The 16,323-nt window shown below is 47.7% G+C and carries 14 protein-coding genes and 1 tRNA gene; 8 read left to right on the top strand and 7 right to left on the bottom strand.

Features of this window, described 5'->3' with window-relative positions:
* Positions 1-3 precede the first annotated feature (3 nt).
* From ACUHGC_RS07610 to ACUHGC_RS07600, 3 genes are all read left to right on the top strand, one after another.
* The gene (locus tag ACUHGC_RS07610) at positions 4-1,791 is read left to right on the top strand and encodes a DNA primase family protein (protein WP_446832750.1); all 1,788 of its coding nucleotides are present in this window, start codon (positions 4-6) and stop codon (positions 1,789-1,791) included.
* Between the two features lie 757 nt (positions 1,792-2,548).
* On the top strand, positions 2,549-2,680 hold the full coding sequence (locus ACUHGC_RS07605; RefSeq protein ID WP_446832749.1) for a hypothetical protein: 132 nt from the start codon (positions 2,549-2,551) through the stop codon (positions 2,678-2,680).
* A gap of 42 nt (positions 2,681-2,722) precedes the next feature.
* Positions 2,723-4,417, top strand: a complete 1,695-nt coding sequence (locus ACUHGC_RS07600) for a CocE/NonD family hydrolase (protein ID WP_446832748.1) — start codon at positions 2,723-2,725, stop codon at positions 4,415-4,417.
* A gap of 154 nt (positions 4,418-4,571) precedes the next feature.
* Here the strand turns inward: ACUHGC_RS07600 and ACUHGC_RS07595 are convergent, their stop codons facing one another.
* Complete coding sequence (locus tag ACUHGC_RS07595) at positions 4,572-5,579, bottom strand: LLM class flavin-dependent oxidoreductase (RefSeq protein WP_446832747.1); 1,008 nt, start codon at positions 5,577-5,579, stop codon at positions 4,572-4,574.
* A gap of 160 nt (positions 5,580-5,739) precedes the next feature.
* Between ACUHGC_RS07595 and ACUHGC_RS07590 the strand changes: the two genes are divergently transcribed.
* Complete coding sequence (locus ACUHGC_RS07590; protein ID WP_446832746.1) at positions 5,740-7,041, top strand: L-cysteine desulfidase family protein; 1,302 nt, start codon at positions 5,740-5,742, stop codon at positions 7,039-7,041.
* A gap of 68 nt (positions 7,042-7,109) precedes the next feature.
* Here the strand turns inward: ACUHGC_RS07590 and ACUHGC_RS07585 are convergent, their stop codons facing one another.
* Positions 7,110-8,606 carry a leucyl aminopeptidase gene (locus ACUHGC_RS07585; RefSeq protein ID WP_446832745.1) on the bottom strand — a complete coding sequence of 499 codons (1,497 nt, stop codon included), beginning with the start codon at positions 8,604-8,606 and terminating at the stop codon, positions 7,110-7,112.
* A gap of 192 nt (positions 8,607-8,798) precedes the next feature.
* Here ACUHGC_RS07585 and lptF point away from each other — a divergent pair, with 192 nt between their 5' ends.
* The 4 genes from lptF to ACUHGC_RS07565 all read left to right on the top strand — a co-directional run bounded on the left by lptF (position 8,799) and on the right by ACUHGC_RS07565 (position 12,455).
* A complete protein-coding gene (gene lptF, locus ACUHGC_RS07580) occupies positions 8,799-9,905 on the top strand; it encodes an LPS export ABC transporter permease LptF (RefSeq protein ID WP_446832744.1) in 1,107 nt (368 codons plus the stop codon).
* A gap of 2 nt (positions 9,906-9,907) precedes the next feature.
* Positions 9,908-10,984: an LPS export ABC transporter permease LptG gene (gene lptG, locus ACUHGC_RS07575; protein WP_446832743.1), complete on the top strand. Its 1,077-nt coding sequence runs from the start codon at positions 9,908-9,910 to the stop codon at positions 10,982-10,984.
* A gap of 184 nt (positions 10,985-11,168) precedes the next feature.
* Positions 11,169-11,253, top strand: a tRNA-Leu gene (locus tag ACUHGC_RS07570).
* 203 nt (positions 11,254-11,456) lie between these two features.
* Positions 11,457-12,455: a tyrosine-type recombinase/integrase gene (locus tag ACUHGC_RS07565; protein ID WP_446832742.1), complete on the top strand. Its 999-nt coding sequence runs from the start codon at positions 11,457-11,459 to the stop codon at positions 12,453-12,455.
* Here ACUHGC_RS07565 and ACUHGC_RS07560 read toward each other — a convergent pair.
* The 5 genes from ACUHGC_RS07560 to ACUHGC_RS07540 are packed head-to-tail and all read right to left on the bottom strand — an operon-like array spanning position 12,447 to position 16,310.
* Entirely contained in the window at positions 12,447-12,761 is a 315-nt protein-coding gene (locus ACUHGC_RS07560) for a hypothetical protein (protein WP_446832741.1), read from the bottom strand. The genes ACUHGC_RS07565 and ACUHGC_RS07560 overlap by 9 nt on opposite strands.
* Positions 12,762-12,771: 10 nt before the next feature.
* A complete protein-coding gene (gene ssb / locus ACUHGC_RS07555; protein WP_446832740.1) occupies positions 12,772-13,182 on the bottom strand; it encodes a single-stranded DNA-binding protein in 411 nt (136 codons plus the stop codon).
* 5 nt (positions 13,183-13,187) lie between these two features.
* Positions 13,188-13,652, bottom strand: a complete 465-nt coding sequence (locus ACUHGC_RS07550) for a DUF551 domain-containing protein (RefSeq protein WP_446832739.1) — start codon at positions 13,650-13,652, stop codon at positions 13,188-13,190.
* Entirely contained in the window at positions 13,649-13,912 is a 264-nt protein-coding gene (locus tag ACUHGC_RS07545; protein WP_446832738.1) for a DUF6378 domain-containing protein, read from the bottom strand. The genes ACUHGC_RS07550 and ACUHGC_RS07545 overlap by 4 nt, the downstream gene beginning before the upstream one ends.
* Positions 13,899-16,310 (bottom strand): replication endonuclease, encoded by a 2,412-nt coding sequence (locus tag ACUHGC_RS07540; RefSeq protein WP_446832737.1) that lies wholly within the window; start codon positions 16,308-16,310, stop codon positions 13,899-13,901. Before ACUHGC_RS07540 ends, ACUHGC_RS07545 begins: the two co-directional genes overlap by 14 nt.
* Between the last annotated feature and the right edge of the window lie 13 nt (positions 16,311-16,323).

Here is a 16,323-nt window from a genome sequence, read left to right as displayed (position 1 = left end):
AACATGACGCAATTAATTAAAGCCCGATATTTAAATTCGCAAGATAGAAACTACAAAGACGAGCTAATGATTCTTGCCGGAGGGCTGGCTTATGCCAAGCCCTCACGGGATAAATTATCACAATGGCGCAAGCTGTCTAAAGATGATGTGCCGGTTCTCGTTGGTGAAAAGGAACTAAAAAATCTGCCGAATGTTCAGATTGTACCGGAAGATCAAGAAGTCGCTTCAATTCATCAAGCTGGAAGCCTGAGCAATAAAGAAATCGAGGGAATTATTTACAGTATTGCCAAACACAGCAAAGTAAAAACCTTGAGATTTTACAATCAGGCATTACAGATGACTGATTATAGTGAGAAAGTTGAAAAGATTCGAACAGGTAATGACGAAGTGAATAAGATGGTGGTTAAGTCGTTAAATGATGAAATTGATCTCCATCATGCCAGCGATGGCGATAAGGTGAGCGCATTTTTGCGTTGGCACTCTACCCCACTACGACGCGATCTCACCCTCTCCAAAACATACCACTATACTGGCACGGTATGGGAAGAGGTTAGCCAAGAGCGTTTAGAGCGTAAAACTTTGGCATTTTATCGTGATAACAAAGCGGATTATAAAATTCATACCTTGCGCAAGCTGGCAGAGTTGATAACGCTCAGTGTTGAAGAAATGCCAGTAGAAAGTACGGATTATATCGGCTTTAGTAATGGCGTGCTGAATAAAAAAACCGGTCAATTTATGCCGCATAACCCTGATCTAGGTTTGCGTTTTATTGATAACTTTCCTTGTAATATAGCAAGCAAAGCAACACCGCACTTCAATGACTGGCTCAATTTTGTTGCTGGTGGCAGTGAAGAAAAGAAAAACGCTATTTTAGCCGGGCTATATATGATTCTGACTAATCAGCATCATTGGGGCTTGTTTCTTGAGGTAACCGGTATTGGCGGCGCAGGCAAGTCATTATTAGGAGAAATCGCAGCCACCTTAAACGGACGGGGAAATAGTGTGATCATGGAGGTGAAAGATTTTGACAAGCCGGAAACCCGTTCTTTATTTTTGGGAAAATCATTCGCTTATTCCCCAGATCAGAAAAATTACACCGGCAACGCAGACGGATTGAAAGCCTTCACCGGTGGTGATGTGATGACGGTGAAATTGTTGTATAGAGATCCGTTTGACTACAAGCCAACGGCGAATTATATGATGATCACCAATAACCCGATTTTATTCACCGACAGAAACGGCGGTATCGCACGGCGCAGAGTAATTATTTTCTTTGACAAGCCAATTCCGGAAAATAAGAAAGACGTGAATTTCATTGATAAAATCAAGGGTGAAATCTATGGCATTGTTCACATGCTGTTAAAGAGGTTTGACGACAATCCCGAAGAAGCACGGCAAATTCTGGAATCTTTCCGAAGTCATGCCGACGGTTTGACGATTAAACAAAAAGCGAATCACCTGATTGATTTTGCGTCCGCCTTTCGAATTGAACCGATATTAGAAAGTGACACGCCTAGAGATAAAAACGCAAAAATTAATGGGCTTTATTGGGGAAGTGGCACCAGTAAACGCAACGCCGACACCGCACTTTATCAAGCTTATCTGAAATATTGTGACTGCCAAAATTATAACAACCGATTAAGTTTGCTGACATTCAAGCAAGCACTGCCGGACGCACTTAAAGAAGCCGGAGAAAGCGCAAAGTTTGAAGAACGGAAAAAGGACAATGCGCAATTGACTAACATATACTGGAAAGACAAGCACGCCACATTTAAAGAGTGGGAAGGCTAACGAATCAACACATACAAAGGGCTTAACCGCCCTTTTTTCTTGCCTGAAAAGTAGTAGTTCCCGACAAGGCAAAAAACGGCTATTGGCTATCTACGCAACTATCTAATCCACAAAAAATCATTATAATTTAATAGGTTAAATTGAAATCACCAAATGAAAGTAGTTGAGTAGATTACCCCCCTATAAAAATTTTATTTTTTTATTTCAGTTTTCCTGTTTTAGAGGAAAAGATTTTGACTTTGCCCCCGTGTACTCCCAAGTGTACTCCACAGAAATATTGAATTGAAACAAACCCAATATTAACAGGTGTTTCAGCGTATAATTCAGATGTCGCCAGCCCAAAAAATATAACGTAGCTGTTCGCAGCTAGTCGGAAAAGCCTAGAGAATCAAGCCTCTAGGCTTTTTTATTACCCGTAACTTATCGTAACTTTTCGCCACTAGCCATTTTTATCTTGATTAATGAATAAAACTCATAACCGCTAAAAATAAAACCCCGTTTATCCATAAAAATATCAGTCCTATAATAACTTCACTTTCAAAGTTTAAATCTAGTCTGGATTACACATTTTGCATCCGGATTGATTTACCAATGATCAGGAGATTGACTATCAACTAACGCATATGGATTTTGATCTCGCCGAACAGCAAGGGCAATGGAAAATGACCAAAGCGGTGGCAACATTGTTTAAATAGTCAAGCTACCAACAAGAATCGCGATTCACTCATTCAAATTTTAGATATAGCAAGGCAAATTTATGAAAAAGATTAAACTCAAAGCACTCACCATGGCACTCGCATTAGCCTTGAGCTTTACTACAAATGCCAATCAAGCAACAACAGATATTTCTATATCTAAACAAACCGAATACCCCGGCGGCAAAGGCTAGCAGCCCGGTGCGGCACAATACAGGGCGGAAATCGTTAAAAATGTGTTTATTCCGATGGAAGACGGCGTGCAGCTGCAAGCCAAAATCGCTTATCCCACCGATTTACAAAGCGGCAAACGCGCAGCAGGCACCTTTCCTGTATTGATTGAGCACACACCGTATGAGGGTGAGGGCGCACAAGAGCGCCTGCCCTATCGTTATCTGACCGAGCGCGGCTATATCGTCGCATTGGTACGCCCGCGCGGCGCTGTCCAATCCGGTGGTGAGCTGCAACAGTTTTCCAGCCGGGACGGGCAAGACGGTAAAAATCTGGTGGACTGGGCAGCAAAACTTGAAGGCAGTAACGGCAAGGTGGGGATGTTTGGTTGTTCCTACCCCGGCGCTTTGGCATTGGCAGGTGCTGCCAGCGTGGATAAAGGTTCACCACTCAAAGCCGTGTTGGCAGGCTGTATCGGTCTGGGTGCACAATACCGCCAAGCGTGGACAAACAACGGCTTGCCTACTGTGTTAATGGGGGTTTATCCAAACGCCGCAGCCGCGGGCTCAATGGGAGGCAGCAAAGAGGCGGGTCGCTACTTTAGCCAGTTTAGTGAAAACTTTTTTGCGGGCAAAGCCGAAGCCTATGACAGCGACTATTGGCAAGACCGCATTCCGTTGGCACTGACCGAAAAAATCGTCGCCAACGACATCCCCGTGCTGATGTGGGGCGGCTGGCAGGATTTGAATGAAACCGGCGCTATCCGTGGCTATACCGCTTTTCAAAATGCACTGACCAAACGCAATATCCATCTGCCCATGACGCAGGGGCAGAAAGCCTCATCGCGTTATCAGCTCATCATCGGGGATTGGGTACACGGCGAGGGCATGGATATTGGCGTGTACCTGCAATGGTTTGATACCTGGCTGAAAAATGTCGATACGGGTCTGACCGATACCGCCACCCCCATGCATTTATATGAAGCGGGCAGCGAGCGCTGGGTCAATCTGGCTCACTACCCCGCCGTGCAGAATTACACCACTTGGCATCTTGGTGCTAACGGCAGCTTGAACACACAATCGGCAAAAGGCGGCGAAAACCGCCTGCGCTGGAGCAGCCCCACCGAAAAAGACGGTAAGCTGAGTTTTGAAAGTGCCACCATTTCAGACGGCCTCTCCCTTTCGGGTCCGCTTGCGCTGCAAGTGTATGCGCGCTCCAGCAACACCAATCTGGTTCTGCTGGCCAGACTGTACGACGTTGCACCTGACGGCACAACACAGAAAATCACCAACGGCGAAATGCTCGGCAGCCTGAGCCAACTTGATGCGCAGGCTTCGTGGCAAGACGCACAAGGCAAACCGGCTTGGCCGTGGCCGAAGCTGGATAAAGATGTGTATCTCAAACCCAATCAGGTGCAGCGTTTTGATATGGCACTGGAGCCGATTCAATACGGCCTCAAACCCGGCCATAAACTGCGCCTGGAGCTGACCACACAAAGCCCTGCGGATATTTGCGACAACGGCAAACCCATCGGTTTTTCTGCGCAACCTTGCGGTCTGACCGCCCCGCAGCAAAAAACCGTACCGGGCGGCGAATACACCATTTTGTTCGGCAAAGACACGCCCTCTGCGCTCAATCTGCCGCAAATGCCGTTCAACGCCTTGCCGACAGCCAAATCAGGCCGCACGCCTACCGCGTGGAGCGAAAACACCCGCGCCTTTGATACCGAAGGCAAACACACGCTGCCTTTGCAGTGGTAAAAATCGGGCATAGTAGACAAAAAGCTTGCCATTCCCATGGATAATGGCGTTGTGCTCAATATCATCATTGCCTATCCAGCACAAAAAAGTATCTTGTAGCTGTCCGTAGCTACTCAGAAAAGCCTAAGAATCAAACCTATAGGCTTTTTTATGACTAAACCGCACTTTGCTCGGCGATTTGTTTCAATAAACGGTAGGAATGCAGCTGCTTATCTAAATCATAAATATAGGTTACCGCCATGATTTCATCAGCTCGGATAATCCGTTGCAACTCCGCCAGCTGTTCAGCAACACTCGCCTGACTGCCGACCAATGTGCAAGCGGTCATGCTGTCCACAACCTGCTGCTCATGCGGCGCAATTTCGCTGTCTTCAATCGCTTTCGGCGGTTGTAACGGCAAGCGGGTGTTGCGCACCACATTCAAAAAGAAACGCTGTTGCGAAGTTGCCAACAACGCCGCTTCTTGATCGCTTTCCGCCGCAATCACATTCAAGCATAAGATAAAATACGGCTTTTCCAACACCGCTGACAGTTTAAAATGTTGACGATAGATCGCCACCGCACTTTCCAACATCCGCGGCGCAAAATGAGCGGCAAAGACATACGGCAAGCCCAATTCCGCTGCCAAATAAGCACTTTCGGTGCTCGATCCTAAAATATACAACGGCACATGCGTACCAACCCCCGGATAAGCTTTCACAAAACCCTGTTTTTCACTGTCGCCCAAATAGCGTTGCAGCGCCCGCACATCATCAGGAAAGGTCAACGCCGTTTCCATGCTGCTGCGGCGCAATGCCTGCGCCGTTGCCTGATCCGTCCCCGGTGCTCGCCCCAAACCGAGATCCACCCGATTCGGGTAAATCGTTTCCAGCGTGCCGTACTGCTCCGCTACCATCAACGGGCTGTGATTCGGCAACATCACGCCGCCCGAACCGATTCGAATCTGATCGGTGTGTTGCAATAAATGGCTGATTAAAATCGAGGTTGCCGAACTGACCAAACCGGACGTGTTGTGATGCTCCGCTACCCAATAGCGGCAATAGCCTAGTTTTTCGGTCTGCTGCGCCAGTTCGGTCATCGCCTCAATTGCCTGACGATTGTCAAAACCGGCTCGCACCGGCGCTAAATTCAACACCGAAACGGCAAGCGATGGATTGTTCATTCTTGCTCCTTTAAATAAACGAAAAGTATTCTGATTATACCGCTTACTCGGCAAATGTAAAAAATCCTGCCGAAATCACATTTTCCGCCATCGTTTTCTTTATCTTGCCGTTTAACCTGCTATGATATGCGCCGTTATTTTTCCAAACGGAAAGGCTTGAATGTCAAATCTCACCCAAACCACACAAACGCAACTGATTGAAATTGTGCGCAATGATGTTGTGCCGGCTCTCGGCTGCACCGAACCGATCTCGCTGGCATTAGCCTCCGCGATTGCAGCAAAACATCTGGGCGCCAAACCACAACGGATCGAGGCGAAAGTTTCACCGAATTTAATGAAAAACGGCTTAGGCGTTGCCGTTCCCGGAACAGGCATGGTCGGGCTGCCGATTGCCGCTGCCATTGGCGCATTAGGCGGTGATCCGGACGGAAAATTAGAGGTGCTGAAGCAGATCACCGCTGAACAAATCGCACAGGCGAAGCAGATGCTGGCGGATCAAAAAGTCAGTGTCGGGATTAAACAAACCGATCAAATTCTCTATTCCGAAGCCACGCTGTTTCACGGCGATGATTGGGTAAAAGTCTGCATTCAAGACAACCACACCAATGTGATTTCGATTGAGAAAAACGGTGAATATTTATATCGCACCGCTCGCCAAGCCTGCACCACCGCCAATGAGTACGATCTGTTTGCCGATTTGAGTGCCAAAGAGCTGTTTGATTTTGCGGTTTCGGTCGAATTGGAACAGATTCAGTTTATTTTGGAAGCCGCTCGTTTAAATACCGCACTTTCACAAGAGGGATTGAGCAAGAACTACGGCTTGCACATCGGGCGCACCTTGCAAAAGCACGTCGGCAGCGGTTTGATGTCGGACGATTTGTTGAGCCGTGTGATCATTCACACCACCGCCGCATCAGACGCTCGCATGGGCGGCGCAACCCTGCCGGCAATGAGCAATTCCGGTTCCGGCAATCAAGGCATTGCGGCGACAATGCCGGTGGTGGTGGTGGCTGATTATCTGAAATCGAGTGAGGAGCAGCTGACCCGTGCGCTGTTTTTGTCGCATTTGATGGCGATTTTTATTCACAGCAAATTGCCGAAGTTGTCGGCACTTTGTGCGGTAACCACCGCTTCGATGGGCAGCTGCGCCGGTATTGCGTGGCTGTTGACCGGTAAATTTGAAACCGTCAGTATGGGCATTTGCAGTATGATCGGCGACATCAGTGGGATTATCTGCGACGGTGCGGCAAACAGTTGCGCGATGAAAGTCTCCACCAGCGTTTCCAGCGGTTATAAATCAGTGTTGATGGCGATGGATAACACCTGTGTTACCGGTGATGAGGGCATTGTCGAATACGACATCGACGCCACCATCAACAATCTCTGCGCCATTGCGTCACGCAGCATGCAATACACCGATAAGCAGGTGATTGAAATTATGGTCAGTAAGCCGAAACGGTAAGTGCGAAGGCGATAAAACAACAAAGTGCGGTTTGATACCGCACTTTGCATTAGGGTTGCAGGATTAAATTAGCGCTCGACGCAATTTAACAGATATTGCACTAACAATGAAACCGGGCGACCGGTTGCGCCTTTTTCCGCACCGGATTTCCAGGCGGTGCCGGCGATGTCTAAATGCGCCCAGCGGTATTTTTTGGTGAAGTTAGTCAAAAATGCCGCAGCAGTGATAGCACCGCCCCAGCGTCCGCCGATGTTGGCGAGATCGGCAAAATTGGATTTCAATTGCTCTTGATACTCTTCACTTAACGGCAAACGCCAAGCCTTGTCTTGTGCTTGTTGTGCCGCCAGTTCCAGTTGTTGCGCCAATTCATCATCGGGCGAAACCAAGCCGCTATTGTGTTGCCCCAATGCCACCACGCACGCACCGGTTAGCGTGGCAACGTCGATCACTACCTCAGGATCAAAACGCTCTACATAGGTCAGCGCATCACACAGCACCAAACGCCCTTCGGCATCGGTGTTCAACACTTCGACAGTCAGCCCGTTCATGGTGGTGAGAATGTCGCCAGGGCGGTAAGCGTTGCCGTCCGGCAGGTTTTCACAGCCGGCTAAAATGGCGGTGATGTTTAACGGCAATTGTAATTCGGCAACCGCTTTCATCACGCCGTAAACCGAGGCTGCGCCACCCATATCGTATTTCATTTCGTCCATTTCCGCTGACGGTTTTAATGAAATCCCGCCCGCATCAAAGGTTAAACCCTTGCCGACCAGCACGATCGGTTTGACATCTGGATTCGGGTGGTTTTTATATTCGATCACCGACATAAACGCCGGATTTTCCGAACCGCGAGACACCGCCAGATACGCATTCATGTTCAATTCCGCCATTTGCGCTTCGTCAACAATGGTCGTGCGGATTAGATTGGATTCGGCGTCTAGCTCAGTAGCGCGTTCCGCCAAGTAAGCCGGATTACAAACATTTGGCGGGCAATTGGCGACATCTTTTGCCGCTTTCACCCCGCTGGCGATGGCAGTCGCGTGCTGAATCGCCAGTTCGGCTTTGCCCAAATCTGCCGCAGCAACGGCAAAACTCAGCTGTTGCAACGCTTGGCGTGTGTCAGATTTTTTGCTTTTGAAGTCATCGAATTGATAACGGACTTGCTGCACAGTTTCCAATGCAAACCGCACTTTCCAATAAGTTCCACGCTTGGCGACGTTCAGCTCGTCTAAAAAGCTGACCGCACTTTGTGCATTGGTGGCGGCAACGGCGCCAAGCGCTTTGCTGATCAGCTGCTGATATTGGCGTTCATTCAAAGCCTCATCGGCTTTTCCGCAGCCGACTAATAAAATGCGTTTAGCGTTGCTGTTCGGCACATGGTGCAACATCAATGTTTGTCCGAATTTGCCTTCAATTTCGTCGCCTTGCAGTAATTCGCTTAAATAAGCGCCGCAAGCTTGATCCAGCTGTTCGGCTGTTGGGCTAAGTTGTTGTTTTTCATAAATCGCGACAATCACACAATCGCTGGCTGGCATGGAAATTGAACGGTCTGTTGCGCTGAATTGCATCGGCTTCTCCTGATAATTTTTTGCTGTTGTGAGGGTAAAAATCAAGGTATCATTATACGATTTAATACAACGAATGAAATCGGATTGATTAAAAATCACGAGATTTGCAACGCTTTAGCGCACTTGTTGCGGTTTTACGTTGTCTTACTTCCGGCTTTAACGGTATTTCAAGCGAATTAAAAAGGGTTAACAGTGATTTTACTCAAATATTTAACCAAAGAAATTTTCAAAAGTCAGGTGGCGATTTTGTTCATCTTACTATTGATTTTCTTTGCTCAGCAATTGGTGCGAGTGCTGGGTTCGGCAGTGAACGGCAATGTACCGTCGGATTTGGTGTTTTCATTGTTGGGTTTGGGGATGCCGACGATGGCGCAGTTGATGTTGCCGCTGTGCTTGTTTATTGCGATTTTGATGACACTCGGCAGATTGTATGCCGACAGTGAAATCACCGTGATGCGCGCCTGCGGCGTCGGGCAACGAATTTTGATGCGCGTGGCGTTACTGTTGTCGGTGTTGACTGCCGCACTGGCGGCGTATAATGCTTTTTGGTTGTCACCTTGGGCGATTGAAAAACAAGTGAATTTGCTGGAACAGGCAAAAGCTAACCCGACCCTGTCTGCATTAAGCCCGGGACAATTTATCAGCAATAGCGACGGCAATTTTGTGCTGTTTATCGATGATGTGGAAGCCAATTCGTTGGAGAATATTTATCTGTTCCAAATGCGGGAGCGTGGCAATATTAAGCCGTCGGTGTTGCTGGCGGAAAAAGGCAATTTGGAAGCGCTACCGAACGGCGATCAAATTTTAAAACTAGAAAACAGCGAACGTTATGAAGGAAGTGCGGTTCTGCCGGATTTTAAAATCACCCATTTTGATGATTATCAAGCTTATTTAACCTTTACTAACGTTGAATCCAATAGCGACAAAATTGAGCGTTTAACTTTCACTCAACTGCTGGCGGAGGAGTCATCTGCGTCAAGAGCGGAATTGTGGTGGCGGATTTCGCTGGTGCTTGCCGTGCCATTGATGGCGCTGCTTGCCGTGCCGTTGAGTAAGGTGAACCCGCGCCAAGGGCGGTTTGCGAAAATGCTGCCTGCCTTGCTGCTGTATCTGATCTATTTCTTATTGTTAAGCTCATTAAAATCCGCCGGCACCAGCGGTAAAGTCGATGCGGCACTGTGGATTCCACTCGTTCATTTGCTCTTTTTGGCGATTGCGCTGATGTTAAACAGTTGGAATAGTGCGTTTATGTACAAAGTCCGCCATTTCTTTACCCCGAATAACGCGTTGGAGGATTAATTATGTTTGGCGTATTAGACCGTTATATCGGACGCACGATTTTCGGCACGATTTTAATCACGCTGCTGATGTTGGTCGGGCTGTCGGCGATCATTAAATTCGTCGAACAGTTTCGTGATGTCGGCAAAGGCAGCTACGACAGCCTGCAAGCGGTGTATTACACCTTGCTCACCATGCCGCGCGATATCGAAACCTTTTTCCCAATGGCGGCACTGCTAGGCGCGTTGATCGGCTTGGGTTCGCTTGCTGCCAACAGCGAATTGGTGGTGATGCAGGCATCCGGCTTCTCGCGTTTAAAAATCGGCTTGTCAGTGATCAAAACCGCTGTGCCGTTAATTTTAGCCATTATGTTACTGGGCGAATGGGGCATTCCACAAACCGAACAATTCGCGCGCAATATGCGCTCACAAGCGATTTCCGGCGGCTCACTGCTGTCGGTGCAAAACGGCATCTGGGCGCGTGACGGCAACAGTTTTGTGTATATTCAACACGTGAATAATGAAAACACGCTGAATAATATTTATGTGTATCAATTTGATGCCGACCGGCAATTGAAAACCCTGCAACACGGCAACCAAGCCAACTACAATGAACAAGACGGCAAATGGGTGTTTAATCAGCTGAGCGAAACCGTGATTGAGGGCGATAACATTCAAAACCGCAATTATCTGAATCAGGAGTGGAAATCGAGCCTGACCCCGGATAAATTACTGAGTGTCAGCCTGAAAGCCACTTCGCTTTCAATCAGTGGCTTAAACAACTATGCCAGTTTCTTAAAAGAGAGCGGGCAAGATTCCAAACAGTTTGAGTTATTGTATTGGCGCAAACTGATGCAGCCGCTCTCGGTGGCGGTGATGATGTTGCTGGCGTTGTCGTTTATTTTCGGACCGCTGCGCAGCGTTACCACCGGCGCACGGATTGTCACCGGCATCGTGTTTGGTTTTGCATTTTATGTGATTAACGAAACTTTCGGGCGCGTCACCGTGGTGTTCGATATTCCGCCGATCATCGGTGCCATTTTGCCGAGCTTGCTGTTTTTATTGCTGACCTGGTGGCTGCTAAAACGCAAACCAAGTTAACTCGCGACAATTTAAAACCGCACTTTGCCGCTGATTTGGCTAGAAAAAGTGCGGTTTTCGCTAAGAAACAAGCAAGTTGCCTAAAATTAAAGCGAACGAATAAAAATTTTAAACTTTGCGCTTGCAACTTAATCCGATAGCCGTATAATGCGCACCACTGACAGCGATTATGTTTATCAGCGTAGCCTGGGTGGCGAAATTGGTAGACGCAGTTGATTCAAAATCAACCGCCTTCGGGTGTGCCGGTTCGAGTCCGGCCCTAGGCACCACTGATAAATATAATCCACTAACCCCGATTTTTTAATCGGGGTTTTTTATTATATAAAACAACTACTTGCGCCCAATAATTACTATTTTTACTGTATATGTGATCAGTGCTTTTCACCTCCCCTTAGATCTGCTAGGATCGAAAACAAACAGAGTTTGCACCAAAATTGCACCGCGAATTGCACCAAATTTTGAAAGGGAAATCATGGCGACTTTCACTAAACTAAAAACCGGCTGGCGTTGTCAGATCCGCAAAAAAGGCGTGAATAAATCCGCTAACTTTGCAACCAAAGCCGCCGCCCAAGCGTGGGCTAATCAAATTGAGAGTGAAATCGCAACCGGTATTTATTCTGACATCCCCGATCTACTGTTTAAAGATGTTATCGATCGCTATATCCGCGAAGTGACCCCAACCAAAAAAGGCGAGAAGCACGAAAGATTGCGCCTTTTGCGCCTGCAGGATATGCCGCTTGGTAGTGTGCATTTGCGCGATTTAACCACCGCGCATTTTGAACAATGGCGTGATGACCGACTAGCAGAAGTGAAACCGGGAAGCGTGCTGCGCGAGTGGAATACCTTATCTAACATCATGACGTTTGCCGTGCAAAAGTGGCACTATCTCAAGCACAACCCACTAAAACCCGTGGACAAACCACCAACACCGAAAGAAAGAACCCGGCGTTATGCCCCCGATGAAATCGAACGCCTCGTTTTTGTGTCGCAATATGACTTTAACCATTTGCCGTTGACAACCCGCAGCCGTGCCGCTGCGGCTATGCTGTTTGCGTTTGAAACGGCGATGCGCGCCGGTGAAATCTGTAAAACTACATGGGATAAAGTCGATCTCGAGCGGCGCACCTTGTTTATCCCACAAACCAAAAACGGTCATGCCCGCACCGTGCCGTTGTCTGCTATGGCACTGAAAATCATCAACCATCTTGCTTTGGTCAAAACAGATGACGACGACCGGGTTTTTCAGATGACCGCGGGCACGCTAGATACCACGTTTAGAGATCTGAAAGAATTGGCAGGCTTAGATGATGCCGACTTACATTTTCACGACAGCCGCCGTGAGGCACTTAGCCGACTGGCAAAAAAAGTGGAAGTGATGACATTGGCAAAAATATCGGGGCATAGAGATATAAAAATCCTGCTGAATACCTACTATGCGCCCGATATGTCGGAAGTGGCAAAATCACTTTGAATGTGCTTTTCTACGGCGCGCATAAGTCACGACTTCGCCCGAAATATAGCGCACCGATCTCGTTTGCTTTTTCTGATCACGTTGCGAGGGAGTTTTCACCGGCGCTGGAAACCATGGATCACAAATAATGCTGGCTCTTGCGTGCCGTTCGGTAACCCGAAAATAATCGGCGATGTCCTTCGTCGTCCAAATTTCCATGCTTTGTTCGGTGATATGCGCAAAGCGTGTTTGCTGGATTTGAGCCGCCAATAATGCTTCAACCGCACTTAACTTCTCAAACAATTGTTCATTTGTTATTTGTTGCATAATTCCCCCATCACCAAGGCGCATCATCATATTGCGGCTGTTCGGCTTGTTGGTTACTTGGCGCCGCCGTTGCTGGTTGTTGATTATGACGACTGCTTAACATTTGCAGGCTGTCCCCGATAATCTCGGTGGTGTAGCGTTCAATGCCTGTGCTATCCGTCCATTTACGGGTTTTCAATTTACCCTCGACATAGACTTTCGCCCCTTTCACTAAGTAATCACGGGCAATTTCCGCCAAGCGCCGATACAGCACAACCCGATGCCATTCGGTTGATTCCCGCTTCTCGCCTGTTCGTTTGTCTTGCCAACTTTCGCTGGTTGCCACGCTCAACGTTGCTACGCCATCGCCATTTGGCAGCGTCTTAAAATCAATTGCTTGCCCCAAATTTCCTACAATAATTACTTTGTTTACGCCAGCCATACTTATCACTCCATCGGTTTTTCTGGCAACGCTTGCCAGTGTGAGATTCCGTCAATCATTGCCGATTTAAAAACATCGGCGATAGCGTCATATTTATCAACAACCCACTGCCCATTTTTGTAGCGAGCTAAATCACAGTAAGCATGGTTATAAACCAACACTTCCTGTTCTGGATTATCAGGCAATTTATCTTCACAGCTAATCCAGCCGTGATTTAGCCTAATCAACGTGTGTTGCATTGCTTCTTCTACGTTCCGTGCAGCCTCTTCAAAATTTTCGGATAAAAAGCCCAATGTATAACGAGATCCTTGACTATCACAGACAACGCCGCGCCATGTCATCGCTGAATCGGTATCTCGGAATAACTTTCCACAAATGGAAATATTACCCGGCATTATTTCAGCGTGGTATTCTTCCCACCCTTTTGGCGCTTCTGCACTTACTTCAATTTTATCCCATATAAATTTCATGATTTATCCCCCTTATTTTCCAAACGCCCACCCAACAGCGCATAACCGGCAATATCTTTCCAGTGGTCTCTTACTGATGAATTACCATTTAAAATCCGCGTAATTTTGACCATAATCATGGTCAGCGCATATTTCTGACGTCGGGTCAGATTATCTGCATTTTCGACCGGTTCGATCATCATGCCGAAATCTATCGCCGCAACCTCAAAATCACCGTGCGTTTGCTCTCTTTCGTTCAATAGTTGTTTAATGTTTTCCATGTTTTTCACCTACAAACCTAATTTCTTCATACTCCGCAGACAAAATCCGCCCATTTTTCAACCTCACCCGATTGGTTTTATCCAATTCGTGCAGTTGATCTGTTGTCAGTCGGATATTTTTCTTCAACAACCAACTGAATTTCTTGCGGACCAGTTCCGATAAACGCTCGGAAACGCCCAAATTAAGATCAAATGATGAGTCAGCGCCCGAACCGCTTAAATTTTCGTCATTTTCACGGTTACAGTTACTGACACAAGTCCAAGGGCGGGCAAGCCCGCCATTTTGAGCCTCGTTGCACTCGGCAGATTCGGTGGAAGCGTTGAAATCTGCCGGACGTTTTTTGATAGTGAATTTTTTCTTACGCGTAATCACCACCTCACCGGTGAACTGATTCTGCACCCCGACCACACGTTTCATCGTTTGCCCGTAGCGGTTTGTGCCGGTATCTTCATAAAACAGAATCGCCAACTGCTCTGAACGTTTTGCCCCCGCACCACCTTGACGATCTAAATACGCCGCCGATTCGCCATAATTGGCACACAAGCGCAACTCTTCCATTTGCTTGTCTTTCACATCACCTTCCGTTAAACGGCGCAACTCACGCCACACACTAATTCCCTTAATCCCGAAAAACTGAAACTGACGAATGCCCCAAAGCCGCGCCCACGCCGTCGCGTGCAAACTGTTGTCTTTCAAATCCAAGCCGTTCATCTCGTCTGAACAGTTGGAATCATCCATATAATTAAAGCCGTCTCCGTCTTTTTTCGCTTTTGCCAGCCCGATAATATTTTTAGAAATATATTTGATGATGTAACCCGTCGGCGTGCCTTTGGTCGGGTCGCAATATTCCACTTTCGCCCGATGGGTTTTCGCCCCTTTCTCGTCGCCGTGCAGTTCCAACGCCTTTTGGCGAAACAGTTTTGTCGTGGTTGCCGCGTGGCATTTCTTCACAAAGAACAAAATATGCCAGTGTGGTGTTGCGTCGTGGTGCGGCTCGGCAACGCGCATACCGTGAAAAGTAATGCTGCGTTTTGCCAGCAACGAACGAAATTGCCCCCAAATCAGATTCAAATATTGATGGGTGGCGCGTGGGCTTGAACCGTTCCACTTCGGATTTTGCGCCCCATTGTGCAACTGCGCGTGAAATGCCGACGGCGCAGTCAACGTCAGGAACAAACATTGCATCTCGTTTTCCGCCGACCACTCCTCAATGCCGCGCAAATGTGTAATCATCTCCAAGCGCCGTTTTTCAGGGTTCGCACTCGATTTCAAATAAATTTCAAACAATTCCGCTTGCTCGCTCGGATCTGCCACATTTTCAATAATCATTGCACGCAAAAAGTCGAAACTCTTCTTCACGCTCGCCTGAAACTCGCCGAAACCGTTCTTTGAAATATACGGGCTGACGCGCTTTTGCACCTCGCCACAGGCGATCGCAATATGTTCAATCTGGCGCTTTTGCGCCTTTTTCATCGTCCGCAACCAGAATTTTTCACAGGCAATTTCCGAAAGGGCAGTGTCAACCTGTTCCGGCTTCAGCAATTTGCCTTCGCAAAAGCGATCCCAATGCCGAATCGGAAAGCCCACCTCACGGCAAAATTCGCCCTGTTTTTTATACAGCGTCAAAAACAGTTCGTTGCTTTCTTCCGCGGTATGGTCTGATTCAGCGGCTTCCTCAATAAACACGAATTGCTTTTGGCTCAACAGCAATGCCAACGTGCGCGAATGTTCATCCAGTTTTTTCGCAGGAATCAAAAAGAACGGCAACTTCGCTAATTTTTCTGTGCGGCGCGGTTTCAACGAATCAGCAATTTCTAAGATTGACTTGCGCGGTGTTTCCGTCTCTTCTTCACTTTCCGGCAACGGAATAAACGTGTCGTAGCATTGATTGGCGGCATAATGCGCCCGAGTATCCCGTTTCCACGTTTGGAACGCTTCCGACTGTGGATCGGGCTGTTCATCTTGTTCGGCTTTCTCACGATAAAATTCATCAACCCGCTCACGGTTCAACTCCAACCACGAAATGCTGAAATCGTACTGTTTCAGCACCAAATTCAAACGCTTATTCAAAATCTCACGCAGATATTGATTCGCGTGTTTTCGCTGTGAATTACCACAGGCGAAAGCAACCGAACCATCATCTTTTAACGAATTGTATTCACGCAGATACACCTTGCGGAAATGCTCACGCTGGCGTTTGCGTGGCAATTTCGACAACCATTGCTCTACCAACGGATAATCATCAGGATTGGTTTCGACCAGCTCCTGCTGAAACATTGTCAAGCCCTCCGGCACAGGTTTTTCCACCCGCACCGGATTCACTCTCAACGCCCGCATTTCCGCCAAAAATGCGGCATTTGCCGCAAGATTGGCGTCACGTTCAGCTTCCCATTTCATCTGCGTTTGCATA

It is taken from the genome of Testudinibacter sp. P27/CKL/0425 (assembly GCF_052931395.1).
The sequence above is the reverse complement of the archived record's forward strand: the minus strand, read 5'-3'. Positions and strand labels throughout refer to the sequence as shown.

What these genes read in the sequence shown, in the direction of transcription:
- ACUHGC_RS07610 (WP_446832750.1), top strand. Translation starts at nt 4, where the DNA reads ATGACGCAATTAATTAAAGCCCGATATTTAAATTCGCAAGATAGAAAC.
- ACUHGC_RS07605 (WP_446832749.1), top strand. Translation starts at nt 2,549, where the DNA reads ATGAAAAAGATTAAACTCAAAGCACTCACCATGGCACTCGCATTAGCC.
- ACUHGC_RS07595 (WP_446832747.1), bottom strand. Translation starts at nt 5,579, where the DNA reads ATGAACAATCCATCGCTTGCCGTTTCGGTGTTGAATTTAGCGCCGGTG.
- ACUHGC_RS07590 (WP_446832746.1), top strand. Translation starts at nt 5,740, where the DNA reads ATGTCAAATCTCACCCAAACCACACAAACGCAACTGATTGAAATTGTG.
- ACUHGC_RS07585 (WP_446832745.1), bottom strand. Translation starts at nt 8,606, where the DNA reads ATGCAATTCAGCGCAACAGACCGTTCAATTTCCATGCCAGCCAGCGAT.
- lptG (WP_446832743.1), top strand. Translation starts at nt 9,908, where the DNA reads ATGTTTGGCGTATTAGACCGTTATATCGGACGCACGATTTTCGGCACG.
- ACUHGC_RS07565 (WP_446832742.1), top strand. Translation starts at nt 11,457, where the DNA reads ATGGCGACTTTCACTAAACTAAAAACCGGCTGGCGTTGTCAGATCCGC.
- ACUHGC_RS07560 (WP_446832741.1), bottom strand. Translation starts at nt 12,761, where the DNA reads ATGCAACAAATAACAAATGAACAATTGTTTGAGAAGTTAAGTGCGGTT.
- ssb (WP_446832740.1), bottom strand. Translation starts at nt 13,182, where the DNA reads ATGGCTGGCGTAAACAAAGTAATTATTGTAGGAAATTTGGGGCAAGCA.
- ACUHGC_RS07550 (WP_446832739.1), bottom strand. Translation starts at nt 13,652, where the DNA reads ATGAAATTTATATGGGATAAAATTGAAGTAAGTGCAGAAGCGCCAAAA.
- ACUHGC_RS07545 (WP_446832738.1), bottom strand. Translation starts at nt 13,912, where the DNA reads ATGGAAAACATTAAACAACTATTGAACGAAAGAGAGCAAACGCACGGT.
- ACUHGC_RS07540 (WP_446832737.1), bottom strand. Translation starts at nt 16,310, where the DNA reads ATGAAATGGGAAGCTGAACGTGACGCCAATCTTGCGGCAAATGCCGCA.